22 protein-coding genes and 1 pseudogene are annotated in these 26,562 nt (G+C 61.9%); 16 read left to right on the top strand and 7 right to left on the bottom strand.

Annotation, left to right across the window (positions count from 1 at the left end):
- The first annotated feature begins 114 nt into the window (after positions 1-114).
- From dsbC to VF672_RS19480, 5 genes and pseudogenes are all read left to right on the top strand, one after another.
- Positions 115-855: a bifunctional protein-disulfide isomerase/oxidoreductase DsbC gene (gene dsbC / locus VF672_RS19500; protein WP_331106179.1), complete on the top strand. Its 741-nt coding sequence runs from the start codon at positions 115-117 to the stop codon at positions 853-855.
- A 132-nt stretch (positions 856-987) separates the two neighbouring features.
- Positions 988-2,292, top strand: coding sequence for a homoserine dehydrogenase (locus tag VF672_RS19495; RefSeq protein ID WP_331106178.1), 1,305 nt, complete (start codon positions 988-990; stop codon positions 2,290-2,292).
- Positions 2,293-2,442: 150 nt separating this feature from the next.
- Positions 2,443-3,852, top strand: coding sequence for a threonine synthase (thrC, locus tag VF672_RS19490; protein WP_331106177.1), 1,410 nt, complete (start codon positions 2,443-2,445; stop codon positions 3,850-3,852).
- Between the two features lie 172 nt (positions 3,853-4,024).
- A pseudogene (locus VF672_RS19485) lies at positions 4,025-6,097 on the top strand (transporter substrate-binding domain-containing protein); the annotation flags it as partial.
- A 213-nt stretch (positions 6,098-6,310) separates the two neighbouring features.
- Complete coding sequence (locus tag VF672_RS19480) at positions 6,311-6,607, top strand: DUF3509 domain-containing protein (RefSeq protein WP_331106176.1); 297 nt, start codon at positions 6,311-6,313, stop codon at positions 6,605-6,607.
- Positions 6,608-6,803: 196 nt separating this feature from the next.
- On the opposite strand, the gene VF672_RS19475 is transcribed toward VF672_RS19480, so the two are convergent.
- Positions 6,804-7,649 carry a TIGR02285 family protein gene (locus tag VF672_RS19475; RefSeq protein WP_331106180.1) on the bottom strand — a complete coding sequence of 282 codons (846 nt, stop codon included), beginning with the start codon at positions 7,647-7,649 and terminating at the stop codon, positions 6,804-6,806.
- A 249-nt stretch (positions 7,650-7,898) separates the two neighbouring features.
- Here VF672_RS19475 and VF672_RS19470 point away from each other — a divergent pair, with 249 nt between their 5' ends.
- The 3 genes from VF672_RS19470 to VF672_RS19460 all read left to right on the top strand — a co-directional run bounded on the left by VF672_RS19470 (position 7,899) and on the right by VF672_RS19460 (position 11,564).
- Entirely contained in the window at positions 7,899-8,441 is a 543-nt protein-coding gene (locus VF672_RS19470; RefSeq protein WP_065989944.1) for a YaeQ family protein, read from the top strand.
- 68 nt (positions 8,442-8,509) lie between these two features.
- On the top strand, positions 8,510-10,225 hold the full coding sequence (recJ, locus tag VF672_RS19465) for a single-stranded-DNA-specific exonuclease RecJ (protein WP_331106175.1): 1,716 nt from the start codon (positions 8,510-8,512) through the stop codon (positions 10,223-10,225).
- Between the two features lie 232 nt (positions 10,226-10,457).
- Complete coding sequence (locus VF672_RS19460) at positions 10,458-11,564, top strand: NADH:flavin oxidoreductase/NADH oxidase (protein ID WP_331106174.1); 1,107 nt, start codon at positions 10,458-10,460, stop codon at positions 11,562-11,564.
- A gap of 141 nt (positions 11,565-11,705) precedes the next feature.
- Here the strand turns inward: VF672_RS19460 and VF672_RS19455 are convergent, their stop codons facing one another.
- The 6 genes from VF672_RS19455 to ydcS form a co-directional block, all read right to left on the bottom strand.
- Positions 11,706-12,032, bottom strand: coding sequence for a type II toxin-antitoxin system HicB family antitoxin (locus VF672_RS19455; protein WP_331106173.1), 327 nt, complete (start codon positions 12,030-12,032; stop codon positions 11,706-11,708).
- The gene (locus VF672_RS19450) at positions 12,029-12,283 is read right to left on the bottom strand and encodes a type II toxin-antitoxin system HicA family toxin (RefSeq protein WP_331106172.1); all 255 of its coding nucleotides are present in this window, start codon (positions 12,281-12,283) and stop codon (positions 12,029-12,031) included. Before VF672_RS19450 ends, VF672_RS19455 begins: the two co-directional genes overlap by 4 nt.
- Before the next feature lie 132 nt (positions 12,284-12,415).
- Positions 12,416-13,225, bottom strand: coding sequence for an ABC transporter permease (locus VF672_RS19445; protein ID WP_331106171.1), 810 nt, complete (start codon positions 13,223-13,225; stop codon positions 12,416-12,418).
- The gene (locus VF672_RS19440) at positions 13,215-14,165 is read right to left on the bottom strand and encodes an ABC transporter permease (RefSeq protein WP_331106170.1); all 951 of its coding nucleotides are present in this window, start codon (positions 14,163-14,165) and stop codon (positions 13,215-13,217) included. Before VF672_RS19440 ends, VF672_RS19445 begins: the two co-directional genes overlap by 11 nt.
- Position 14,166: 1 nt before the next feature.
- Positions 14,167-15,228: an ABC transporter ATP-binding protein gene (locus VF672_RS19435; RefSeq protein WP_331106169.1), complete on the bottom strand. Its 1,062-nt coding sequence runs from the start codon at positions 15,226-15,228 to the stop codon at positions 14,167-14,169.
- Positions 15,229-15,420: 192 nt separating this feature from the next.
- A complete protein-coding gene (gene ydcS / locus VF672_RS19430) occupies positions 15,421-16,572 on the bottom strand; it encodes a putative ABC transporter substrate-binding protein YdcS (RefSeq protein ID WP_331106168.1) in 1,152 nt (383 codons plus the stop codon).
- Positions 16,573-16,834: 262 nt separating this feature from the next.
- Here ydcS and VF672_RS19425 point away from each other — a divergent pair, with 262 nt between their 5' ends.
- From VF672_RS19425 to VF672_RS19390, 8 genes are all read left to right on the top strand, one after another.
- Positions 16,835-17,596 (top strand): tellurite resistance TerB family protein, encoded by a 762-nt coding sequence (locus VF672_RS19425; protein WP_331106167.1) that lies wholly within the window; start codon positions 16,835-16,837, stop codon positions 17,594-17,596.
- A 457-nt stretch (positions 17,597-18,053) separates the two neighbouring features.
- Positions 18,054-19,616 carry a methyl-accepting chemotaxis protein gene (locus VF672_RS19420; protein ID WP_414705635.1) on the top strand — a complete coding sequence of 521 codons (1,563 nt, stop codon included), beginning with the start codon at positions 18,054-18,056 and terminating at the stop codon, positions 19,614-19,616.
- Between the two features lie 9 nt (positions 19,617-19,625).
- Positions 19,626-20,162, top strand: a complete 537-nt coding sequence (locus VF672_RS19415) for a chemotaxis protein CheW (protein ID WP_331106165.1) — start codon at positions 19,626-19,628, stop codon at positions 20,160-20,162.
- Positions 20,159-21,496, top strand: coding sequence for a protein-glutamate O-methyltransferase CheR (locus VF672_RS19410; RefSeq protein ID WP_331106164.1), 1,338 nt, complete (start codon positions 20,159-20,161; stop codon positions 21,494-21,496). The genes VF672_RS19415 and VF672_RS19410 overlap by 4 nt, the downstream gene beginning before the upstream one ends.
- Positions 21,493-22,176: a chemotaxis protein CheW gene (locus tag VF672_RS19405; protein ID WP_331106163.1), complete on the top strand. Its 684-nt coding sequence runs from the start codon at positions 21,493-21,495 to the stop codon at positions 22,174-22,176. The genes VF672_RS19410 and VF672_RS19405 overlap by 4 nt, the downstream gene beginning before the upstream one ends.
- Complete coding sequence (locus tag VF672_RS19400) at positions 22,173-24,509, top strand: hybrid sensor histidine kinase/response regulator (RefSeq protein ID WP_331106162.1); 2,337 nt, start codon at positions 22,173-22,175, stop codon at positions 24,507-24,509. The genes VF672_RS19405 and VF672_RS19400 overlap by 4 nt, the downstream gene beginning before the upstream one ends.
- The gene (locus tag VF672_RS19395) at positions 24,506-25,516 is read left to right on the top strand and encodes a chemotaxis response regulator protein-glutamate methylesterase (protein ID WP_331106161.1); all 1,011 of its coding nucleotides are present in this window, start codon (positions 24,506-24,508) and stop codon (positions 25,514-25,516) included. The genes VF672_RS19400 and VF672_RS19395 overlap by 4 nt, the downstream gene beginning before the upstream one ends.
- Before the next feature lie 45 nt (positions 25,517-25,561).
- Positions 25,562-26,562 (top strand): PleD family two-component system response regulator (locus VF672_RS19390; RefSeq protein ID WP_331106160.1); only part of this gene is annotated, 1,001 nt, incomplete at its 3' end.

Raw genomic sequence — 26,562 nt, 5'->3', positions numbered from 1 at the left:
GCCTTATGTGATAGGCTTTGCCGGTTTCGCAGATCAAGGCCCTGAAAACATCCCGGTGCTTTTTCGCCACCCGTTTTCAGCCCGGCCCGTCTGCTCACCGCTCGAGGAGTTTTCATGCGCGTCACTCGTTTTCTCGGTGCTGCCGTTGTAGCGCTGGCCAGCTCTTTTAGCATTTTTGCCCATGCCGACGATGCGTCGGACAAAGCCATTCGCAAGACCCTTGAATCGCTCAATCTGGAAATTCCGGTCGAGAGCATCTCGAGCAGTCCGCTGAACGGCTTGTACGAAGTCAATCTCAAAGGCGGCCGCGTGCTGTACGCCAGCGCCGATGGCCAGTTCGTGATGCAGGGCAACCTTTACCAGATGCAGTCCGGCAAGCCGGTCAACCTGACGGAGAAGGTCGAGCGTCAGGCGATTGCGAAAACCATCAATGGCATTCCTGCCGCTGAGATGGTCGTCTACCCAGCCGTGGGCGAGACCAAATCGCACATCACGGTGTTCACCGACACCACTTGCCCGTACTGCCACAAGCTGCACGCCGAAGTGCCGGAACTGAACAAGCGCGGCATCGAAGTGCGCTATGTGGCATTCCCGCGTCAGGGGTTGGGCTCGCCGGGTGATGAACAACTTCAGGCAGTGTGGTGCTCCAAAGACCGCCGCGGTGCAATGGACCGTATGGTCGATGGCAAGATTATTCAGGCGGCAAAGTGTGACAACCCGGTCACCAGGCAGTTTGAGATTGGCCAGTCCATCGGCGTCAACGGCACACCGGCGATCGTTTTGGCCGATGGTCAACTGATTCCGGGCTACCAGCCAGCGCCGCAAGTGGCCAAACTGGCGCTCAGTGCCAAGTAATTCCGCTTATCGCAGTCTCCTGCGGTAAGCAGCGAAGCGGCCCGTTTGCAGCGCTTCATCAATAGCGAGCCGTGCTGAATGCGGCTGATTTCACGGCCGGCCTCGCGTCGGCCGTTTTATGGGGAGTTCAGAGTGAAACCGGTCAAAGTAGGCATCTGTGGGTTGGGTACTGTCGGTGGCGGTACCTTCAATGTGCTAAAGCGTAACGCCGAGGAAATTGCCCGCCGTGCCGGGCGTGGAATCGAAGTGGCGCAAATTGCCATGCGTACACCAAACCCCAATTGCCAGATTACCGGTACCCCGACCACGACCGACGTGTTCGACGTGGCGAGCAACCCTGAAATCGACATCGTCATCGAGCTGATCGGTGGCTACACCATCGCCCGCGAACTGGTGCTCAAAGCCATCGAAAATGGCAAGCACGTCGTGACCGCCAACAAGGCGCTGATCGCCGTGCACGGCAACGAGATTTTCGCCAAGGCTCGCGAGAAGGGCGTGATCGTTGCCTTCGAAGCGGCCGTGGCAGGCGGGATTCCGGTGATCAAGGCGATCCGTGAAGGCCTGTCGGCGAACCGCATCAATTGGGTCGCCGGCATCATCAACGGCACCGGCAACTTCATCCTCACCGAGATGCGCGAGAAGGGCCGCACCTTCCCGGACGTCCTTGCAGAAGCGCAGGCGCTGGGCTACGCAGAAGCCGATCCGACTTTCGACGTGGAAGGCATCGACGCGGCGCACAAGCTGACCATTTTGGCGTCCATCGCCTTTGGCATCCCGCTGCAGTTCGACAAGGCCTACACCGAAGGCATCACCAGGCTGACCACTGCTGACGTCAACTACGCCGAAGCGCTGGGCTACCGGATCAAGCACCTGGGCGTCGCCCGCAGCACGCCAAGCGGCATTGAACTGCGCGTGCACCCGACGTTGATCCCGGCGGATCGGTTGATCGCCAACGTCAACGGCGTCATGAACGCCGTGATGGTCAACGGCGACGCGGCGGGCTCGACCCTGTTCTACGGCGCGGGCGCCGGCATGGAGCCCACGGCGTCCTCGGTCGTGGCGGATCTGGTCGACGTGGTTCGTGCCCTGACCACCGACCCCGAGAATCGCGTCCCGCATCTGGCCTTCCAGCCGGATTCGCTGTCGGCCCACCCGATCCTGCCGATCGACGCGTGCGAAAGCGCCTACTACTTGCGTATCCAGGCCAAGGATCACCCTGGCGTGCTGGCTCAGGTCGCGAGCATTCTGTCCGAGCGCGGCATCAACATCGAATCGATCATGCAGAAAGAAGTTGAAGAGCACGACGGCCTGGTGCCGATGATTCTGCTGACCCACCGCGTGGTCGAGAAACGCATGAACGATGCCATCCAGGCGCTGGAAGCGTTGCAAGACGTCGCCGGGCCGGTTGTGCGTATCCGCGTCGAGCATCTGAACTGAGATGAGCCGCACGCGTCAGGTGGCAAGCTGCACGTAACAGCAAAATCATATTTGCGGTGAGCTTCGGGCGCCGGGCTGCAGGTTAAGACACACCGTTTTGACTTGCAGCTTGCCCCTTGAGGCTCGCCGCCCAAACCGAAGGTTTGAACAATGCGCTATATCAGTACCCGCGGCCAGGCACCGGCCCTGAATTTTGAAGACGTACTGCTGACCGGTCTGGCAAGCGACGGCGGTCTGTACGTGCCCGAAAACCTGCCGCGCTTTACCCAGGAAGAAATCGCATCCTGGGCCGGTCTGCCGTATCACGAGCTGGCCTTTCGCGTGATGCGTCCGTTCGTGACGGGCAGCATCCCGGACGCGGATTTCAAGAAGATTCTCGAAGAAACCTATGGCGTGTTCTCCCACGCCGCCATTGCGCCGCTGCGTCAGCTCAACGGCAACGAATGGGTATTGGAGCTGTTCCACGGCCCGACCCTGGCGTTCAAGGATTTCGCTCTGCAACTGCTGGGTCGTCTGCTGGACTACGTGCTTGAGAAGCGTGGCGAACGCGTTGTCATCATCGGCGCCACGTCGGGCGACACCGGCTCGGCCGCCATCGAAGGCTGCCGTCGTTGTGACAACGTCGACATTTTCATCCTGCACCCGAACAACCGCGTTTCCGATGTTCAGCGCCGCCAGATGACCACAATCTTCGGCGAGAACATCCATAACATCGCCATCGAGGGCAACTTCGACGATTGCCAGGAAATGGTCAAGAACAGCTTCGCCGACCAGGGCTTCCTCAAAGGCACGCGTCTGGTCGCCGTGAACTCGATCAACTGGGCGCGGATCATGGCCCAGATCGTTTACTACTTCCACGCGGCGCTGCAGCTTGGTGGCCCGGCGCGCTCAGTGGCGTTCTCCGTGCCGACCGGCAACTTCGGCGATATTTTTGCCGGTTATCTGGCCCGCAACATGGGTTTGCCGATCAACCAGTTGGTGGTCGCCACGAACCGCAACGACATCCTGCACCGCTTCATGAGCGGCAATCAGTACGTCAAGGAAACCCTGCACGCCACGCTGACCCCGTCGATGGACATCATGGTGTCGTCCAACTTCGAGCGCCTGTTGTTCGACATGCATGGTCGCAACGGCGGCGCCATCGCCGAGCTGATGGCCAACTTCAAGCAAGGCGGCGGTTTCAGTGTGGATGAAGAGCGCTGGACCGAGACCCGCAAGCTGTTTGATTCGCTGGCAGTCACTGACGAAGAAACCTGCGAGACCATCGCTGACGTATTCGCCAAGACCGGCGAACTGCTTGATCCGCACACGGCCATTGGCGTGAAGGCCGCGCGGGAATGCCGACGCAGCCTGGACACCCCTATGGTGATTCTGGGAACGGCGCACCCGGTCAAGTTCCCTGACGCCGTACTCAAAGCCGGTGTAGGAAAAGCGCTCGAGCTGCCTGCACATTTGTCTGATTTGTTTGAGCGAGATGAGCGCTGCACTGTCCTGCCAAATGACCTCAAGGCCGTGCAGGCGTTTGTCAGCCAACGCGGGAACCGTGGCAAACCTCTCTGACCGTATCGCCGTGTAACAACTAAGGCCCGCCTCGCAGCGGGCCTTGTTTTTTCTGCGTGCCACACTTCCGAAGAATTTTAATTTTTCGGATAAGCCTGTGGTTGTTAAACATTTTTACTCAACGGCATTCAAGGGCCGTCACTCCATTCTCGGACGGACGCTGTGGGCGCTGCTGCTGCTCGTGTGCCTCCATAGCCGCCTCGGCCATGCCACTGAAACCCTGCCGTTCACGCTGAGCGCGCCGTTTCTTCCTCAGCAGCCTCTTGCCCTCAATGAGGCGGATCGCCTGTGGCTGGACGGACGGAAAGTCATTCGGGTCGGCATTTCCGTCGCCGATCACGAACCTATCGACATCACCACTGACCGTAACCGCTATCAGGGCATCAGCGCGGATTACCTCAGCGTCGTCAGCGCTCGTCTGGCGATGCCTGTTCAAGTACGAGGGTTCGCCAAGCGAGCGCGCGCGGTGGAGGCGCTGCTGGCCGGCGAGATCGATGTCCTGACCAGCGCCAACGGTTTCGAGCGAAACACGGCGGGACTGTCGTTTTCACGGGGGTATGTGCCGGACCGCGCGGTGGTGTTCGGGCGCGCCAACGACGTCGGCCTCAGGCCCACACTCAAGAACCAGCGCGTGCTGCTACTGGACGGCTACGCCGATGCTGCGGTCGTGCAGCGGACCTATCCGGACAGCGAGGTCGTGCTTGCGCCCACGCTCTACAGCGCCATGGAGGCGCTGGCGCACCGTGATGCCGACGCCCTGATTGCCAACGAGCTGATGGTCCGGTCCTACAGCTTGCTGCGGCCCTACCTCGGGCTGCAGATCAAGTTTGACAGCCTGTTGCCGCGCGTGGAGTTCTCGTTTGCATTCCGCGAACAGGACTCGAAGCTGCGGCGGCTCTTCGACCGTGCGTTGGTGGACATGGTCGAGTCATTGAACCGGGAGATTCACGGGCGATGGACCGTCGGGCTCGGCGCAGATCTGAACCATCGGCGAGTCAGTTTCAGTGCCGTCGAACAGCAATGGATCCGCAAGCATCCCCGGGTCATCGTGGCTTCGACCCAGCACCCTCCGTATGTCTACAAAGATGCGCAGGGACAATGGGTGGGATTGAACGTGGATCTGCTGTCGCGGATTTCGCGCCTCACCGGATTGCAGTTCGTGTACGAGGAAGCGGCTTCCACCCAAGCGCTCCTGGAGGCATTGGCAGACGGCGACGCACACATGAATACGACGCTCGCCGAAACGCCGGCGCGCAAGAAACTGCTGGACTTCACCTACGCCTTTGGGGGCAACAACTGGGTATTTCTGCTGCGTGCCGACAGCGACGTGTCCCTGCAGTTGTCGGACATGGCGGGCAAGGTGCTGGCACTGCCCGCGCGGCATGCGCTGCTGGAGTTCATCCAGACACGGTATCCGGACATTCGCTTGCGGCTTGTGCCCACGTACGCCGAGGCGCGACAACTGGTCATTGAGGGCGAGGCGCACGCGACGCTTCAGAACGAGGCGGGCGCTTGGCTTTCTCCAGGTCGGCTGAAGGTAGGGCGCAGCGTCGAAGGCTTGTGGTCGCCAGACAGGTTTTCCGTGGTCCGGGCCCATCCCGAATTGCTCGGTATTCTCAACAAAGCCCTGGAAGACTACCCCGTGGCTGAAATGCGCGCGGTCCGTCTCAAATGGCTTGGCGCTGGCGGGGTTCAACCCTCGGTCTGGAACCGTGTTCCCGCCTGGGTTTACTGGGTGATGGGTGCGTCACTCATGCTGGGGCTGGTGTCCCTGGCCTGGAGCAGCCGATTGAAGTTTCAGATCCACCAGCGCCAGCGTGCGGAAGCACAGCTGGGAGATCAACTGGCATTCAAGCGCACGTTGCTCGACGGCATCCCGAACCCGATTTACGTGCGTGACCTTCAGGGCCGCCTGATCGGCTGCAACCGCAGCTATGAAGAGAATATGGGCATCAGTTACGAGCAAATGCAGGGCCGTCGCTTGATCGATGTCGACCTGATACCCGGTGACCTCGCCAGGCAATGGCACGCCGAATATGTGGAATCGCTGAAAAACCAGGCACCAGAGTTCACTGAGCGTGTATTGCTGCTGGCCGGGCGCCGGATCAACGTCTGGCAGTGGAACGTGCCTTATCATCGCGCCGACGGTCAGTTGCAAGGCCTGCTCGGCGGCTGGATCGACATCAGCGAACGCAAGCGCCTGGAAAGCGAGCTCCACGACGCACGTCAGGCCGCAGAAGAGGCAGCAGGCCAATTGAGAGCACTGCTCGACGACATGGGGCCAGCAAAGACGCCAGGGCGGTGAATTTTGCCTGTCACATTCGGCAGGCATGCTCGGCAGTCACGTTGTCGCGCTCGGGTGCGCTTGAGTCGGTGAATCACGGCGGTCGAACTTTCCGCTGCTGCCAATGGTCATTGGTTAGCACCTTTGCATTCAAACTGTTGAGTGGTGATCCGGATGGAAAATATCAGCTTGCTACTGAGCGAAGCGCTGTCTCCCTATCGGGTGAGCATTGGCCCTGCCGGTGCCTCGGGCGAGCGTCTGGTGACGCTGAAAAGCGCAGCCGGTGCCATTGTCATTGAACGTGTTTTTTCTGCGTCGCAGTTGGGCGACAAACGTCAGCTGACGGACGTCGTGGACGGGCTTCACCGAGACTTGATGGTGGCAGAAGGACGCATCGAGCCGTGCGTAATCGCCGCCATGCGCAACCTTTCGCAGTCCGCCGCTTATGCTGCAGCTCGACCATTTGTCTGAGCCGTAGGGAACCTTCTCAATTGAGTAGGCTCCTATCAGTTACGGTAGGCGCAGGCATTGTGCTCCGGTGTTCATGCTGCCTGCCGTACGGGTCCAAGATGGACCACGGTTGACCCCGAGCAGTCTCCCCGCTGCTCGGGGTTTCTTTTGCCTGAAATTTGGGCTCTCAAGCCGATGGATATGATGTGGCACAGCGTCAGTTTTGCGGCTCATCGAAGAAGGTTCGGGCGTCGCGCAGGTATTCCTCCTTCTTGACCATCCATTGCGCGTAGAAGCCGACCAGTCGCGTCTCCCGCAGCACGCGCATTTCCCGATTGATGATTTCCATTGCCGCGCGCCCCTTGTCGGTTTTCGAACAGCCGATGTGAGCGAACTGGTATTTCGGCACGCCTTTGACTGGCAGAAATTCCAGCTCCTGCAGTGCAATCCCTTGTTGCTGGGCATGAAAGCGCGCCTCCGGCCAATAGCTGATGATCGCTTGAAAGCGGTCCAGCCGTTCCATTTCCAGCATGCTGCCGACGGCCGTGTTGCCGTAATGCAGAATCAGATGGTCGGGGCGAGGGGCCTCGCGCAAAACCTTGTCGATGACGGGGCCGTAACTGCGCCCGCCGACGATGCCGACATCGACGGATTCGCTGGCCAGCAGCGCGGCAAGGTCCAGATGGCCGTCGGCGTCGATGAATGACGCGAACAGCGCATGACGGCTGCGTTCGATGGTCACGCCATTGCTGGGCGTGGCGTAGGCCGGTATCGAAAACAGAATGGTTCTGTCCCGTTCGGGCGTCCACAGCAGGGTCGGATCGCAGGCAAACACATCAGGGTCCTGAAGCATCTGCGTTCCGCGCGCCCGGTTGACGTGCATGATCTGGTGATCGTATTCCGGCATCCGGGCTGTCAACTCAGGCATCAGCTTGTCGATCGCGCCCTGGCCCGCCAGCGGTCCGGAAAATATCGTCAGGGGCGGGAAGTCGCGCAGCAGCCAGATGAGCGTGTCACGCGCCGAGGCCGTACCGGGGAGGCAGGCGAGCAGCACGGCGATCAGCAAGGCGCGCAGGCGGGCGCCGTTATCAGGCGTGGAAGGTTTGACCCTCATTGACAGTGTCTCGCAGCAAGGCATCGATGGCGTGCTTCATTTGTTTAACACATGTCATGCGCAGTTGAGTAAAGCATCGCGAACGCTTTCTGCCACTGCCATCTAAAGGGCAGGCTGTATCGCTCATCGAGTTCGGTCGTTCAACGGGGCTGCATCGGGTAGACTTGCCGCCTTTCCCGTCTCTCTAGAAGCCCGTACATGGCCCAGCCGTCCACGACCTACAAGTTCGAACTCAACCTTACCGACCTTGATCGCGGGGTCTACGAAACCGTCAAGCAGACCATCGCCCGTCACCCTTCTGAAACCGAAGAGCGCATGACCGTGCGCTTGTTGGCCTACGCCTTCTGGTACAACGAGCACCTGTCGTTTGGCCGTGGTCTGTCGGACGTCGACGAACCCGCGCTGTGGGAAAAGAGCCTGGACGATCGCGTGCTGCACTGGATCGAAGTCGGCCAGCCTGACGCCGACCGCCTGACCTGGTGCTCGCGGCGCACCGAGCGCACAAGCCTGCTGGCCTACGGCAGTCTGCGCGTGTGGGAAGGCAAGGTCATTCCTGCGATCAAGACACTGAAGAACGTCAATATCGCTTCGGTACCCCAGGAGGCGCTTGAAGTCCTGTCCAAGGACATGCCCCGGGTGATCAAGTGGGACGTGATGATTAGCGAAGGCACGATCTTCGTCACCGACGATCGCGGCCAGCACGAAGTGCAACTGCAGTGGCTGGCGGGTGAGCGGGGCTGATTCAGTCCTGCATCGCGACCCTCTCGCGAGACCCCACCGGCCCCAACGAGAACACCAGCGGAACCTGAATGCGCATCGAACCACGCGAGCTACCTGACACCCTGCCTTTTCTTGGCGATCTGCCGCCCTTGCTCACCCGGTTGTACGCCGCACGCGGCGTGGGCTCGGAGGCAGAACTCGACAAGGGCCTTGCCCGGTTGATCCCGTATCAACAGCTCAAGGGCATCGATACAGCGGTCGATCTGCTGGTGACTGCATTGCAGCAGCGCCAGCGCATCCTCATCGTTGGGGATTTCGACGCCGACGGTGCCACGGCCAGTACCGTCGGTGTCCTGGGCCTGCGCCTGCTCGGTGCGGCGCACGTGGAATACCTGGTCCCGAACCGTTTTGAGTTCGGCTACGGACTGACGCCGGAGATCGTCCAGGTTGCCCTCGAACGCCAGCCTGATCTGCTGATGACCGTGGACAACGGCATCTCCAGCGTTGAAGGCGTGGCGGCTGCGAAGGCGGCGGGCTTGCAGGTGTTGGTCACCGACCACCATTTGCCCGGCCACGAGTTACCGGCGGCCGATGCCATCGTCAATCCGAACCAGCCCGGCTGCACCTTCCCGAGCAAATCGCTGGCCGGCGTTGGCGTGATCTTTTATGTGTTGATGGCCTTGCGCGCGCGGCTGCGGGACATCGGCTGGTTCGAGGCCAATGGCCGCGTCCAGCCGAACCTTGGCGAGCTGCTGGATCTGGTGGCACTGGGCAGCGTCGCCGACGTCGTCCCGCTGGACGCCAACAACCGGATTCTGGTGCACCAGGGCCTGATGCGCATCCGGGCCGGTCGTGCCCGTCCGGGGCTGCGCGCAATCCTCGATGTCGCCCGTCGCGAGGCGTCGCGCATCACCTCCACCGATCTGGGTTTCATTATCGGCCCGCGCCTGAACGCCGCCGGGCGTCTGGATGACATGAGCCTGGGCATCGAATGCCTGCTGTGCGATGACGAGACCGAGGCGCGGGAAATGGCCGTGCGCCTGGACGAGCTTAACCAGGACCGCAAATCCATTGAGCAGGGCATGCAGCGCGAGGCGCTTGCCCAGCTCAAGGACTTGCCGCTGGAGTCGATGCCGTTCGGGCTGTGCCTGTTCGAAGCCGAGTGGCACCAGGGCGTGATCGGCATTCTGGCCTCGCGCATGAAAGAACGTTATCACCGCCCCACCATTGCGTTCGCCAGCGCGGGCGAGGGTGTGCTGAAAGGTTCGGCGCGCTCGGTGCCGGGCTTTCACATCCGTGACGCACTCGATGCCGTGGCGGCGAAACATCCCGAGCTGATCAGCAAGTTCGGCGGCCACGCGATGGCGGCCGGGCTGTCGCTGCCGGAAGGCAACTTCCCGGCGTTCGCCGAGGCCTTCGACGCCGAGGTGCGCCGCCAGCTCAAGGAAGAAGACCTGACCGGGCGGTTGCTGTCCGACGGCACATTGGCGGTGGAAGAGTTTCACCTGGAACTCGCCCGCGCGTTGCGCAATGCCGGTCCGTGGGGGCAGCACTTCCCCGAACCGTTGTTCCATGGCGTGTTTCAGCTGGTGGAACAACGCGTGGTGGGCGAGCGCCATCTGAAGATGGTTCTCAAGACCGAGTGCGGCACTGTAAAGCTCGAAGGCATTGCCTTCAGCGTCGATCGCGACGTATGGCCCAACCCTACAGTTCGCTGGGTCGAGCTGGCGTACAAGCTGGACCTGAACGAGTTTCGCGGCAACGAAACCGTGCAACTCATGGTGGTTCACCTCTCGCCGCGCTGAACCCCAGCCATTTCGCGGCGCGACACCTGACGCCTTCCCGGCTGAAGCCGGTCCCACAGGGGTACGCATGCCGTCAGTGGGACCGGCTCCAGCCATGCCCGCCAAGTGCATGCAGTGCTTCAACGGGACGGGCATCAGCCTGGATACGAGTGAACCCTCACTCCTCTCGGGGTGTCGACTAGGCTCTAGGTTCGCAACCCCAGGAACCTGCCACACGATTTGAGAGGTGCCCATGAGCCTGCTGCTTGAACCCTATACCCTCCGCCAACTGACCTTGCGCAATCGCATTGTGGTATCGCCGATGTGTCAGTACTGCTGCGCCGACGGTCTGGCCAACGACTGGCATCTGGTCCATCTGGGCAGCCGTGCGGTCGGCGGTGCCGGGCTGATCTTCACCGAAGCGGCGGCAGTCACCCAGGATGGACGCATCACGCCCGAAGACCTCGGCATCTGGAACGACGAGCAGATTGCACCGTTGCAACGCATTACCCGCTTCATTGAGGCACAAGGTGCGGTTGCCGGGATTCAGCTGTCCCACGCCGGACGCAAGGCCAGTACATGGCGCCCATGGTTGAGCGAGCACGGCAGCATCCCGGCCGACCAAGGCGGCTGGACAACCTGGGGGCCGTCGGACATTGCCTTCGATCCGCACTACACCGCGCCCACGCCCCTGGATGAAGCGCAGATTCAAGACGTGATCAAGGCCTTCGTAGAGGCCGCCAAGCGTTCGCTGACTGCAGGGTTCAAAGTCGTCGAAATCCACGCCGCTCACGGTTATCTGCTGCATCAGTTCCTGTCGCCGCTGAGTAACCAGCGTCAGGATCAATACGGCGGCTCCTTCGACAATCGCATCCGCCTGACCCTGGAAATCACCAAAGCCGTGCGTGAGGTCTGGCCGGAAGACCTGCCGGTGTTTGTGCGCGTTTCCGCCACCGACTGGGTGGAAGATGGCTGGAACCCGGATGAAACCGTCGAATTGGCCAAGCGCCTGAAAGCCTTGGGCGTTGACTTGGTTGACGTGTCCTCGGGCGGCACTGCGGCGAAAGCCGAGATCCCTGTGGGCCCGGGTTATCAAACCGAGTTCGCCGGCCGCGTGCGCAACGAGTCGGGCATTGCCTCTGGCACGGTCGGCATGATCACCGAGGCTTTCCAGGCGGACACCATTCTGCGTACGGGTCAGGCGGACCTGATTTTCCTCGCCCGTGAACTGCTGCGCGATCCGTACTGGCCGCTGCACGCCGACGACGACCTGGGCGGACGCCAGGCAGTGTGGCCCGCGCAATACCAGCGTGCAACGCACCGTGATCAGCCGATTCATGAGTCGGATTTGCGCGATTAAGCAAATCGCTGAATCTCCTCTGTCGCGTTTGTTGATGTCAGGGTTGGTCGGTCAATCGGGATCGACCCGTTTGCGATCTACAAGCGCGACAGACCCCAAGCAGCCTTACGTGCTTTGGTGGTGATTAGATTAGAAGTTTGGTCAGATCGCTTGCCGGAGCAGGTCGCTGACCCATTGGTTGATGCTTTTATGTGCCAACTCCGCCTGTGATGCCACGCTTGCATGCAACTCAGGTTCCAGACGTAAGCTCAGTTTTCCGGAATAGGTTTTCTGTGGCTCACGTTCCAGGCGTTTGCACACATCAAGATAGTCGTCCACTGCCTCTTCAAACGCCGTTCGGAGCTCCTGGACCGAATGACCATGAAAGCCGATCACATCCTTGATTCCTGCGACATGACCTACAAACAGGCCATCTTCATCGCTGTAGTTGATTCTGGCTGAGTAGCCTTTGTAGTTCATGATATTCATGGGGTCACTCCTGCGTGCTCAAGGAACGCTCGCGCGTCACGGACCTGGTATGGCTTCGCATCCTTATCCGGGTGCGGCCGGTGGAAGGTCGCCACTACGCCATTGAGTTCGAACCTGACCCTTGAACCATTGCCTTCAATGGTTCGCGCTCCCAATCCGGTGAAGAGCGACTCCAGTCGACTCCATTCCAGGTTGTTGGGGACAGGTCTGGAAAATACGATTTTTAAGGTGCCAGCTTGTCGGTTATTCATGGTATCAAAATATGATACTGCCAAGTCCAAGCCTAGTGCGGTGCTGTAGGAAAAGGAGACGCGTTACCCCTCTTACGTCTTAATCTCGCTAGGCTCGCTAGCTAGCACCTTGCGTGTCGCTCACGGCCTCCCTCACTTCCCCCCGCTCCCCGCTACGCTTTCCCCGCCCCGTGTCAGGTAGTACGCGCCGAGGATCGGCAGCATGGTGACCATCATCACGAGCATTGCCACGACGTTGGTCACCGGCACGTCGCGCGGGCGGCTGAGTTGGTTGAGCAGCCAGATGGGCAGGGTGCGTTCATGGCCGGCGGTGAAGGTCGTCACGATGATCTCGTCGAATGACAAGGCGAACGCCAGCATCCCGCCCGCCAGCAATGCGGAGCCCAGGTTAGGCAGGATGATGTAGCGGAAGGTCTGGAAGCCGTCTGCACCGAGGTCCATTGAGGCTTCGATCAGGCTGTGGGACGTGCGGCGCAGGCGGGCGATGACGTTGTTGTAAACGATCACCACGCAGAAGGTCGCATGGCCGACGATGATGGTGAGCATTCCCGGCTCGATGCGCAGGGTTTTGAACGCTGACAGCAGCGCCAGACCGGTGATGATGCCCGGCAGGGCGATGGGCAGAATCAGCATCAGTGAGATGCCGTCCTTGCCGAAGAAGTCCCGCCTGTACAGCGCCGCCGACGCCAGCGTGCCGAGCACCAGTGCGATCAGCGTGGCGACGCAGGCGATCTGCAGGGACAGCTTGATCGATTCCAGCACGTCAGGCCGCGCGAACGTTACGCTGATCCACTTCAAGGTGAAGCCTTTGGGCGGGAAGCTGAAGGCGGCGTCGTCGGTGCTGAAGGCGTAGATAAAAATGATCAGGATGGGGAAGTGTAAAAACACCAGTCCGCCCCAGGCGGCAATTTTCAGGCCCCACGACGCGTGTTCAGAGTGCATCGAAAGCCCCCAGACGCTTGACCACGGCCAGGTAAATCGCGATCAGCAGAATGGGCACCAGCGTAAAGGCCGCCGCCATGGGCATATTGCCGATGGCGCCCTGCTGGGCGTACACCATACTGCCGATGAAATAGCCCGGCGGGCCGATCAATTGCGGCACGATGAAGTCCCCCAGCGTCAGCGAAAAGGTGAAGATCGAGCCCGCCGCAATGCCGGGCACTGACAGCGGGAGAATCACCTGCATGAACGTTTGCCGAGGCGTGGCGCCAAGGTCCGCGGAGGCATGCAGCAATGACGGGGGCAGGCGCTCGAGGGCGGCCTGAATCGGCAGGATCATGAACGGCAGCCAGATGTAGACGAACACCATGAAGCGACCCAGGTGCGAGGTCGATAGCGTGCTCCCGCCGACGCCGGGCACGCTCAGCATCCACTGCAACGCCGGCGCCAGCCCCAGGTGCTGAACGAACCATTGCGCGACGCCGCCCTTGGCCAGCAGCAAGGTCCAGGCGTAGGCCTTGACGATGTAGCTGGCCCACATGGGCATCATCACCGCGATGTAAAAGAACGCCTTGGTTTTGCCGGTGGTGTAGCGCGCCATGTAGTAGGCGATGGGAAAGGCGACGATGGCGCTGGCGATGGACACCGCGACTGCCATGGTCAGGGTACGACGGATGACGTCGAAGTTGGCCGGGTTGAACAGCGCGCCGAAGTTCGCCAGGGTCAGGTCGGGCGTTACGGTCATGCTGAAATCGTCGAAGGTGTAAAAGCCCTGCCACAAAAGCCCGAGCAGCGAGCCGAGGTAGATCGCGCCAAACCACAGCAACGGCGGGATCAGCAGCAGGGACAGGTACAGATTCGGGCGTCGATACAGCAGGTTGGAAAAACCGCGGGTTGGCGACTGCGTTCGTGTTGGCCCGGAGCCCGCTAACGTCTGACCCATCTCAACGTGCCTCGCCCGGCGCCATGTTCGACCGTTCACCGGGCGCGTCATGCAGGGCAATCATCGCCTCCCGCGCCCAGCATACGGTCATGCGTTGACCAGGCTGAGGGTGCGCGCCGGTGTCCAGCCATTGGCTGTTCGCCTGACTGACCGTGAGCCTCTGGCCGCTGTCGAGTTTGACCTCGTAACGTGTTGCGCTGCCCTGATATTGGATGTCATGCAGTACGCCGCTGACCTGAACGTCGTGGCTCGCCGCAGCGCCGTTGGCAAAGCGGATGTGCTCGGGCCGAATCGAGAACGCGCCCGGGTTGCCGCTCAACGCCTGCGCCAGTTCGCCGCGCACCACGTTGGAGGTGCCGACGAATTCTGCTACGAAGGTCGTTGCCGGTTTCATGTACAGATTGCGTGGTGTATCGATTTGCTCGATGCGCCCTTGGTTGAATACCGCGACCCGGTCAGACATCGACAGCGCCTCGGTCTGGTCGTGGGTGACGAAGATGAAGGTGATGCCCAACTGACGCTGCAGTTTCTTCAGCTCGCTTTGCATCTGTTCGCGCAGCTTCAGGTCAAGGGCGCCAAGGGGTTCGTCCAGCAGCAGCACCCGCGGGCGGTTGACCAGCGCCCGCGCCAGGGCCACACGCTGGCGTTGGCCGCCGGAGAGCTGCACGGGTTTGCGCGCGCCATAGCCCTGAAGTGCAACCATGTCCAGGGCTTCTTCGGCACGCTTGATCCGTTCAGCCTTGCCGACGCCTTTGACTTTCAGTCCGTAAGCCACGTTGTCCAGCACGTTCATGTGCGGGAACAGCGCGTAGTCCTGAAAGACCGTGTTGACGTCGCGCTGGTAGGGCGGCATGCCGGCGGCTTCCTGGCCGTGAAGGCGGATCGAGCCGGCGCTGGGTTGCTCGAAACCAGCGATCAGGCGCAAGCAGGTGGTCTTGCCGGAACCCGAGGGACCGAGCATGGAAAAGAACTCGCCGTCCTCGATATCGATGGACACCCGGTCCACGGCTTTCACCTCGCCAAACAGCCGCGAAACCTGAGTGAACTCGACAGCGTGGGTCATGGCGTTTGATTCCCGAAATCAAGTCGATGGACAGCCGCTGCCGTCACAGCAACTGGGCTAGATGCGTCTGAATGAACACGGTCTTTGCAGGAGTGAGCTTGCTCGCGATTCCTTCCTCGCAGTCACCTACGGCGAGGCTGCAACCCGCTATCGCGAGCAAGCTCACCTACACGGAGCGGGCGATGCAGGCGTCTAACGCCCACCCATGATCGCGATGTAATCCTGCGTCCAGCGGCTGTACGGCACGTACTTGCCGCCCTCGGCCTGGGGTGTTTTCCAGAAGGCGATCTTGTCGAAGAGGTCGAATCCGTTGGTCTCGCAACCCTCGGCGCCCAGCAATTCGTTGCCTTTGCACGCCTCAGGCACCACCGGCAAGGAGCCAAACCACGCCGCAACATCGCCCTGAACCTTGGGCTGCAGCGACCAGTTCATCCATTTGTAGGCGCAATTGGGGTGTTTGGCCTCGGCGTGAAGCATCGTGGTATCGGCCCAGCCGGTGGCGCCTTCCTGCGGAATGGTCGAGGCGACGGGCTGTTTGTCGGCGATCAGCCCGTTGACCATGTAGCCCCACGAACTGGACGCCGCCACGCCTTCGTTTTTCACGTCGCTCATCTGCACGGTCGCGTCGTGCCAGTAACGGTGAACCAGCGGCTGCTGGGCGCGAAGCAGGTCGAGCACCGCCTGGTACTGGGCCTCGGTAAGCTGGTAGGGGTCGACGATGTTCAATTCCGGCTTGGCGGTCTTGAGGTACAGCGCGGCGTCGGCGATATAAATCGGCCCGTCATACGCCTGGACGCGACCCTTGTTCGGTTTGCCGTCGGGCAAATCCTGGGCCTCGAAAACAACGCTCCAGCTGACGGGCGGGGTCTTGAACACGTTGGTGTTGTACATCAGCACGTTCGGGCCCCACTGGTACGGCGTGCCATAGGTTTTGTTCTCGACTGTGTACCACGGGCCATCTTTGAGCCGCGGGTCCAAAGTCTTCCAGTTCGCAATCAATGTCGGGTCGATGGGCTGCACCCGCTTGCCGGCGATCAGCCGCAATGACGCGTCGCCCGATGCGGTGACCAGGTCGTAGCCGCCTTTGGTCATCAGACTGACCATTTCGTCTGACGTCGCGGCGGTCTTGACGTTGACCTTGCAGCCCGTCTCCTGCTCGAAGCCGGTCACCCAGTCATAGGCCTTGTCGCTCTCGCCGCGCTCGATGTAGCCCGGCCAGGCCACGATATCCAACTGCCCCTCGCCATCGCCTACCGCCGTAATGGCTTCAGCGGCCTGCGCTGCCCCGCTGGTAAACAGTGCGGTGATCACAGCGCTGAGCATGGCGGTCTTGTGCACGAACATGGTGGGTTTGCCTCATGGTGGTTTTTTGGGCAGAGATCGGTGGTGCAGAGCGTAGTGCGCCGTTCGATCCTCGACAAACCGGAAGGAGCAAATACCGCGCCTGTTTGCCGAGAATGTCGCCCTTGGGTAGCCGCGTATCGTCAACCGGCGCAAGCGCGCCCAGGCGCCGCAACATTCAGAAGCAAACCTGCCCAACGGGCACGGGTGCCTTCGTCTTAACCTGCGGGTCGAATCGTCCGTCCCCCTTCATTGAGATGAATTCATGAACACTCGCGGTTTACTCGACCAGCTGTTGAAATCCGGCCAGGACCTGCTGCAAAACAAGGCCGGCACACATGACAAGAGCGGTAAAGGTGCGCAAAGCGGGCAGGGCGGTCTTGGCGATCTGCTCGGTAAGGTCGGCGGCGGCAGCGGCCTGGGCGGAAATCTGGGCGGCACGCTGGGCGGGCTGCTCTCCGGTGCTGGCGGCGGTGCGTTGGCGGCGGGCGCCATGGGCTTGCTGCTGGGCAACAAAGGCGCGAGAAAAATGGGCGGCAAGGCGCTGACCTATGGCGGGCTCGCCGCGCTGGGCGTGCTGGCGTACAAGGCGTACGGCAACTGGCAAGCGAATCAGGGCGTGGCGCAACCGATTGAACCGCAAACGGTCGACCGCGTGCCGGCCGCCCAGGTCGAGCAGCACAGCGAGGCCATTCTGCGGGCGCTGGTGGCAGCGGCCAAGGCGGACGGCCATGTCGATGAACGTGAGCGCGAACTCATCGAAGGCGAATTCACCCGCATCACTGCTGACAACGAGCTGCAGCAGTGGCTGCACACCGAGCTGAACAAGCCACTGGACCCTGCCGATGTCGCCCGAGCCGCGCAGACCCCGGAGATCGCCGCCGAGATGTACCTGGCGAGCGTGATAATGGTCGATGAAGAGCATTTCATGGAACGCGCTTATCTGGACGAGCTCGCCAGGCAGCTGAAGCTCGATCCCGCGCTCAAGACGGAGCTGGAGCAGCAGGTCCGTCAGGCGCAGCCGTAAACCGTCGGTCCTGTGCTGCATTGCCTAAGGTGCTGAAGAATCAACCTGAAACCTCGATCGCCTTCGGGTCAGCCTCCATCAGTTGAGGTCTGACCCGCTGTGTTTATGCGGTTTACAAACAGGCGTCTCTTATCCATGACTGCCCGTTTATAGCCTCCTTCATAGCCCGTCATCACCCGCGCTTCGCACTATCAAACGACGCACCATCAAGCAACGCCACATCAGGCCGATAGTGTGTAAGACACTTCCGATCTGACTGTGTGTTTTGGCGTTTCCCTTGCCGGAAACAGCCCAATTATCGGCAAGGCACTAGGCTATACTCCCGCTCGCTTTGGACCGTCCGTCGGTCCGCTTCTTGAACCCGGTCATGCCGGCGTTGAACTCCTGAGGGCTGACTGTGAAGAACTGGACGTTGCGTCAACGCATTTTGGCGAGCTTCGCTGTCATCATCGCCATCATGTTGTTGATGGTGGTCGTGGCGTTCAATCGCCTGTTGGTGATCGAGAGCAGCGGCGATGCCGTACGACTGGACGCGCTGCCCGGCGTGTTTTACAGCAGCACCGTGCGCGGCGCCTGGGTCGAGAGCTACGTGAGCACCCAGCATCTGCTCAGTGAAGGCAAGGGCCGCGACCTCACCAGCGCTGAAGAAGATCAGTACAAAGACTTCGAAGACCGTTTGCAGGCGCAGATCGTCAATTACCAGAAGAGCATCTTCGACGAATCGGATCGCAATGACTTCGCCCAGTTTCTGCAACTGCGCGAACGCTATCAGTTGGTGCTCAATGGCGTACTCGCGGCTTACCAGGGCGATAATTACGCGCTGGCCCAGCGGATATTTTCCGAGCAGTTGACGCCGATGTGGTTCGAAGGCCGCAAGGTACTCAATGCCCTCGGCGTCAAGAACAAGCAGGTTGCCGACAACGCGTCCGATGCGATCCAGACCGCCGTTTCCAGCGCCAAGATCACCCTCGGTATATCACTGATCATCGCCTTGCTCGCGGCCGCCACGTGTGGCCTGTTGCTGATGCGCGCGATTCTGTCCCCGATGAACCGCATCGTGCAGATTCTCGAGACCATGCGCACGGGCGACCTGAGCACGCGTCTGGCGCTGGACCGCAACGATGAGTTCGGATCGGTGCAAACGGGCTTCAACGACATGGTTGCCGAACTCGCCGCGCTGGTCTCTCAGGCCCAGCGCTCGTCGGTTCAGGTGACCACATCAGTCACCGAGATTGCAGCCACTTCCAAGCAGCAACAGGCGACCGCCACCGAGACGGCCGCCACCACCACCGAAATCGGCGCCACTTCGCGGGAAATCGCCGCGACGTCCCGGGACCTGGTGCGCACCATGACCGAGGTGACCTCGGCGGCGGATCAGGCCTCAATCCTCGCGGGTTCCGGTCAGCAAGGCCTGGCGCGCATGGAAGAAACCATGCACTCGGTTATGGGCGCGGCCGATCTGGTCAACTCCAAGCTGGCGATCCTCAATGAGAAGGCCGGCAACATCAATCAGGTCGTGGTGACCATCGTCAAAGTCGCCGATCAGACCAACCTGCTGTCGCTCAACGCGGCCATCGAAGCCGAAAAGGCCGGCGAGTACGGCCGCGGTTTCGCCGTCGTGGCGACCGAGGTCCGCCGCCTGGCCGACCAGACCGCCGTGGCCACCTACGACATCGAGCAAATGGTTCGCGAGATCCAGTCGGCGGTATCGGCGGGGGTCATGGGCATGGACAAATTCTCCGAAGAAGTGCGTCGCGGCATGTACGAAGTGACCCAGGTCGGCGAGCAGCTTTCGCAAATCATTCATCAGGTGCAGGCCCTGGCGCCGCGTGTGTTGATGGTCAACGAGGGCATGCAGGCTCAGGCCACCGGCGCCGAACAGATCAACCAGGCGCTGGTGCAGTTGGGTGACGCCAGCAGCCAGACCGTGGAATCCCTGCGTCAGGCCAGTTTCGCCATCGACGAGCTGAGCCAGGTGGCGGTGGGGCTGCGTGGCGGCGTTTCGCGTTTCAAGGTCTGAGTCAGGCCCATGATCGAGCATTCAGCCAAGCGCAGCACTGCGGTGTTGCCGAAGAACAAGCTGTTTCTGTTGTTTCGTATCGGCGCGGAACGCTATGCGCTGCAAGCGACAGAAGTCGCCGAAGTGCTGCCACGGCTGGTGCTCAAGCCCATCGCACAGGCGCCGCACTGGGTCGCCGGTGTGTTTGCCCACCGTGGGGCGATCGTGCCGGTCATCGACCTCAGCGCGCTGACCTTTGGCCAACCCGCCCCGTTGCGCACCAGCACGCGGCTGGTGCTGGTGCATTACCGGCTCGGCGGTGATCGCCCGGCCCGGTGGCTGGGTTTGATCCTCGAACAGGCGACCGACACGTTGCGCTGCTCGCCCCATGAATTCAAAGCCTACGGCCTGGACAACGCCGATGCGCCTTATCTGGGCCCGGTGCGCGAGGACGAACACGGCCTGCTGCAGTGGATACGGGTGCAGGACTTGCTTACTGAGGCCGTGCGCGAGCTGTTGTTCCCCGAGCAGCCCATGAGCCTTGATCCGTTCGAGGCGACGCCATGAGCAGCGATGCGCGCTTCTTCGCGTTTCTCAAGGACCGCATCGGTCTGGACGTCGCGTCAGTGGGCGAAGCGATCATCGAACGCGCGGTGCGTCAGCGCTGCACCCACTCCAAGGCGCGGGATCACGACGACTACTGGCAGACGCTGCTTGTTTCGGCGGACGAACAACAGGCGCTGATCGAAGCGGTGATCGTTCCCGAGACGTGGTTTTTCCGTTATCCCGAATCCTTCGCCACCCTCGGCAACCTGGCCAAGACCCGACTGGCTCAGCTCAACGGTGTGCGTGCGCTGCGGATTCTCAGCCTGCCGTGTTCCACCGGCGAGGAGCCTTACTCGATCGCCATGGCGCTGTTCGACGCCGGCCTGCGCGGGCCGCAGTTCAGCGTCGAGGCGGTGGACATCAGCCCGCTGTCCATCCAGCGTGCCCGCCAGGGCGTGTACGGCAAGAACTCCTTTCGCGGCGATCAGCTGGGTTATCGGGAACGTTTTTTCACGGCCTCCGAGGAGGGTTATCGCCTGGACGAGCGGGTCCGTGATCAGGTCCGCTTTCAGTCCGGCAACCTGCTCGATCCCGCCATGCCGGCCGCGCAGTCAGCGTACGATTTTGTGTTCTGCCGCAACCTGCTGATCTACTTCGACGTCGACACCCAGCGTCAGGGCTTCGAAGCATTGAAGCGCATGACCCGCGACGATGGCGTGCTGTTTATCGGCCCCGCCGAGGGTAGCCTGCTCGGGCGCATGGGCATGGTGTCGATCGGCATCCCCCAATCGTTTGCCTTTCGTCGGCGCGACGAGGCCGTTCCTGAATCCCGCAGCGGCTTGACTGCCCCAACTACGCCGCCATCGCGAAGTGATGCCTGGTCAGCCCAGTCGGCGGCAACCCTGTCGCGCGGAACGCCGAAGCCGCCGCTTTTTGCACAAAGGTCGCCGGTTGATCCTGCGCTTATCGAAGGCCGCAGGGCTGCGCTCAGACCGCACACCAAGGCTGCTGCTCCGGATGCTGATGGCGGCGAGGCTGCCGAGTTATTGCGCAGCATCGCGGTGCTTGCCAACGAAGGCCGTAGCGCCGAGGCGAAGGCCGCTTGCGATCAGTACCTCAAGCGCTACGAACCGGTGGCGCCGGTGTTTTACTGGCTAGGGCTGCTCAGCGAAGTGGCAGGGGCGACCGGCTCGGCACAAGGCTTTTATCGCAAGGCGCTGTACCTGCAGCCGCAGCATCCGGAAACCCTCGCGCAACTGGCCGCGCTATTGGCTGCTCAAGGCGACAGCGCCGGGGCCCGGCGACTGCAAGAACGCGCGGCACGGGGTGTCATTAGAGAAGGACGCAGCGGATGAGTCGCTTACACACAGCGTTGGTCAGCGACGACGCCGAGGCGATCGACGACTGCTGGAACCGCATCGGCATCCATGGCGACCGGTCCTGCCCGCTGCTCACCGAACATATTCACTGCCGCAACTGCTCGGTGTACTCGGCAGCGGCGACGCGGTTGCTTGACCGTTACTCGCTGGCGCAGGAGCAGCGCGTGTCGATGCACAGCGACGCTCTCGCTGTCGATGTCGAAACCCGCTCCACCGTGGTGTTTCGTCTGGGCGAAGAGTGGCTCGGCCTGCCGACCCGCTGCTTGGTGGAAGTGTCGCCGGTACAAGCCATTCATTCCCTGCCGCATCAACGCTCGCGCGCCTTGCTCGGTGTCGCCAACGTGCGTGGCGCCCTGGTGGCCTGCCTGTCGTTCGTCGAGCTGCTTGGGCTGGACCCGTCGATCACGCCAATCGGCGCTGCGCGGATATTGCCGCGCATGCTGATCGTTTCGGCGGAGGGCGGCCCGGTGGTGGTGCCCGTGGACGAGGTGGACGGCATTCACGCCATTGAGGCGCGCCTGTTGGATGGCGCGTCGGCATCGGCGCAGAACAGCAATGCGCGGTTTACCCGAGGCGTCGTGCAATGGAAGCACCGCAGCCTGCGTCTGCTCGATGAAGACCAGCTGTTGTCGGCCGTGAACCGGAGCCTGACATGACGCCCGATCAAATGCGCGACGCGTCGCTGTTCGAACTCTTCACCCTGGAAGCGGAAGCCCAGACGCAAGTGCTGAGTGCGGGCCTGTTGGCGCTCGAGCGTAACCCGACCCAGGCCGATCAGCTCGAAGCCTGCATGCGCGCGGCTCATTCGCTGAAAGGCGCGGCGCGCATCGTCGGGATCAACGCGGGCGTGAGCGTTTCCCACGTCATGGAAGACTGCCTGGTCAGTGCTCAGGAAGGGCGCTTGCTCCTGCTGCCCGAGCACATCGACGCCTTGCTGATGGGCACTGACTTGCTGATGCGCATCGCCACGCCCGGCGCCAAGGTGCCCCAGGCGGATGTGGACGGCTATGTCGCGCTGATGAACAACATGGTCAGCGCCGACCCGGCCCTGAAAGCCATGCTGGTGCCCACTGCGCTGCCGTCGCTTGAAGATATCCTGCTCGCCAACGCACAGTCGTTGGTCACCTCGCTTCAATCTGCTCAGGACTCGGCCGCCGAAGACCTGGCCGCTGCCCTGGTCGAGCCCGTTGTCGGGCCTGCGCCTAAACCGGACGGCCCGGGCGAGCGACGCGTCGCCGAGACGGGCGAACGTGTCCTGCGCGTCACCGCCGAACGCTTGAACAACCTCCTGGACCTGTCGAGCAAATCACTGGTCGAGACCCAGCGCCTGAAGCCTTATCTGGCGGCAATGCAGCGGGTCAAGCGCACGCAGACCGGCGCGACCCGCGCGCTGGACAGTCTCGAAGCCCTGCTTGGCGCCAACAGCGATCCCGACGCGCAGAAGGCCCTGGAGGAAGCGCGGCGGCTGCTCGGCGAAGCGCAGCACTTGCTGATTCAACAAACGGCCGACCTCGACGAGTTCGGCTGGCAGGCGTCGCAACGCGCGCAACTGCTTTACGACACCGCGCTGGCCTGCCGAATGCGACCGTTTGCCGATGTGCTGGCAGGGCAGGCGCGCATGGTGCGGGATCTGGGACGTTCACTGGGCAAACAGGTGCGCCTGGAAATCGACGGCGAAAAAACCCAGGTCGATCGCGACGTGCTCGAAAAGCTCGAAGCGCCGCTGACCCATTTGCTGCGCAACGCCGTTGACCACGGCATTGAGCTGCCCGCTCAGCGTGTTGCCTGCGGCAAGCCGGCCGAGGGGCTGATCAAACTCAAGGCCTCGCACCAGGCCGGTCTGCTGGTGGTCGAGTTGATCGATGACGGTGCCGGTGTCGATCTCGAGCGCCTGCGCCTGAACATCATCGAGCGCAGACTCTCGCCCGCCGAAACCGCCGCGCAGTTGAGCGAAGACGAACTGTTGAGCTTCCTGTTCCTGCCCGGTTTCAGCATGCGCGACAAGGTCACCGAAGTGTCCGGCCGAGGCGTTGGTCTGGACGCGGTTCAGCACATGATTCGACAACTGCGTGGCGGTGTCGAGATGGATCAGCGGGCCGGACAGGGCAGCCGTTTCCATCTGGAAGTGCCGCTGACCTTGTCGGTGGTGCGCAGTCTGGTGGTCGAAGTCGGCGGCGAGGCGTATGCGTTCCCCCTGGCGCACATCGAGCGCATGCGAGACGTGCGTGCCGACGAGATCGTGCAGTTGGAAGGGCGTCAGCATTTCTGGCACGAGGAGCGCCATGTCGGGCTGGTCGCGGCCAGTCAGTTGCTCAATCGCCCGACCAGTCAGCACAGCGAGGACGTGATCAAGGTGGTGGTCATTCGCGAGCGCGATGCAGTGTATGGCGTCGCCGTGGAACGCTTCATCGGCGAACGGACGCTGGTGGTTCTGCCCCTTGATCCGCGCCTGGGCAAGGTTCAGGACATCTCTGCCGGCGCCTTGCTGGACGATGGCTCGGCGGTGCTGATCATTGACGTTGAAGACATGCTGCGTTCGGTGGAAAAGCTGCTCAACACCGGACGCCTGGAACGCATCGATCGTCGCAATCAGCAGGCCGACACCCGGGTGCGCAAGCGCGTGCTGGTGGTTGACGACTCGCTGACAGTGCGCGAGCTGGAACGCAAACTGTTGCTCAGCCGTGGCTATGAAGTGTCGGTGGCCGTGGACGGCATGGACGGCTGGAATGCGCTGCGTGGCGAGGACTTCGACCTGCTCATCACCGACATCGACATGCCGCGCATGGACGGTATCGAACTGGTGACACTGGTGCGCCGCGACAGCCGCCTGCAGTCGCTGCCGGTGATGGTGGTGTCGTACAAGGACCGTGAGGAAGACCGTCGTCGCGGACTGGACGCCGGCGCCGATTATTATCTGGCCAAGGCCAGTTTCCATGACGACGCGCTGCTCGATGCGGTCGTTGAGTTGATAGGAGATGCGCAGGGATGAAGATCGCCATCGTCAACGATATGCCCATGGCCGTGGAGGCATTGCGTCGTGCGCTGGCCTTTGAGCCGGCCCATCAGATTGTCTGGGTGGCGAGCAACGGCGCCGAGGCGGTAGAGCGTTGCGAGCAGCTGACGCCCGACCTGATATTAATGGACCTGATCATGCCGGTGATGGACGGCGTGGAGGCGACTCGACGTATTATGGCGGCGACGCCGTGCGCCATCGTTATCGTCACCGTGGACCGCGAGCAGAATGTGCACCGGGTGTTCGAAGCCATGGGCCATGGCGCGCTGGACGTGGTCGATACGCCTGCGTTGGGCGCGGGCAACCCCAAAGATGCAGCCGCACCTTTGTTGCGCAAGATACTTAATATAGGCTGGCTGATTGGCGAGCGGGACACGCGGGTCCGCCCGGCACCGCCGCCAGTGCGCGAGTCGGCGCAGCGCCAGCGATTGATCGCCATCGGCTCGTCGGCCGGTGGTCCTGCAGCGCTCGAAATACTGCTCAAGGCGTTGCCGAGGGAGTTTCCGGCCGCCATCGTGCTGGTGCAGCACGTGGATCAGGTGTTCGCCGAAGGGATGGCTCAATGGCTGAGCAGCGCATCGGGGCTTGAGGTCAGGCTGGCGCGCGATGGCGAGCCGCCGCAGGTGGGCACGGTGCTGCTGGCAGGCACCAATCACCATATTCGTCTGCTCAGGAACGGCACTCTGGCGTACACCGCAGAGCCGGTTAACGAAATTTACAGGCCCTCCATCGACGTGTTTTTCGAAAGTGTGGCCAGCTATTGGAAGGGTGACGCAGTGGGCGTTTTGTTGACCGGCATGGGTCGTGATGGTGCGCAGGGACTCAAGCTGATGCGTCAGCGGGGGTTTCTGACCATCGCCCAGAATCAGGAAAGCTGTGCGGTATACGGCATGCCCAAAGCGGCGGCGGCCATCGACGCCGCCATGGAAATTCGCTCACTGGACTCGATTGCACCTCGCTTGAAAGAGGTATTCACCCAATGAATTTCCAGGTGATGTCACAGCCCGCCTGCGACCAGGAGACTCTGTATGCATGATTTGCGACTGGACGATCTGCAGGCCACGGATGAGAACGCTGCAATGGTGTTGCTGGTCGACGATCAAGCTATGATCGGCGAGGCCGTCCGGCGCGGGCTGGCGCAGCAAGACAACATCGATTTCCACTTTTGCGCGGACCCCCATCAGGCGATTGCGCAAGCGATCCTGATCAAGCCGACGGTCATCCTCCAGGACCTCGTCATGCCTGGCCTGGACGGCCTGACCCTGGTACGCGAGTACCGCGCCAATCCGGCGACGCGGGACATCCCGATCATCGTGCTCTCGACCAAGGAAGACCCGCTCATCAAAAGCGCCGCTTTTGCTGCGGGCGCAAACGATTACCTGGTCAAACTGCCGGATAACATCGAGCTGGTCGCGCGCATTCGCTACCACTCGCGCTCGTACATGACGCTTCTGCAGCGCGATGAAGCCTACCGTGCGTTACGCGTCAGCCAACAACAGCTGCTCGACACCAACCTGGTGCTGCAACGTCTGATGAACTCCGACGGCTTGACCGGGCTGTCCAACCGCCGCCACTTCGACGAGTACCTTGAGCTGGAATGGCGCCGCTCCACGCGGGAGCAGACCCAAATTTCGTTGTTGATGATCGACGTGGATTACTTCAAGGCCTACAACGATGCCTTCGGGCACCTTGAAGGTGATGAAGCGCTGCGTCAGGTCGCCAAAGCCATTCGCGCCAACTCCAGCCGTCCTTCCGACCTGCCCGCACGCTATGGCGGCGAAGAGTTCGCTTTGGTATTGCCCAACACGTCCCCGGGCGGCGCCCGTCTGCTGGCGGAAAAATTGCGCCAGTCAATCGCCGGCATGAACATCCCTCACATCGCCCCAAGCCAGGGTTCGAGCCTGACCGTCAGCATCGGCCTGGCGACCGTCGTGCCGCAGGTGGGCAGTCACAGTCGCCAGTTGATTCAGACCGCCGACCAGGGGCTGTATGCGGCCAAGCACAATGGGCGCAATCAGGTGGCGGTCGG

The sequence above is a fragment of the Pseudomonas sp. genome, from assembly GCF_036387035.1.
GTDB lineage: Bacteria > Pseudomonadota > Gammaproteobacteria > Pseudomonadales > Pseudomonadaceae > Aquipseudomonas.
Note: the sequence above shows the minus strand (reverse complement) of the source record. Positions and strands in the feature narration are given on the sequence as shown.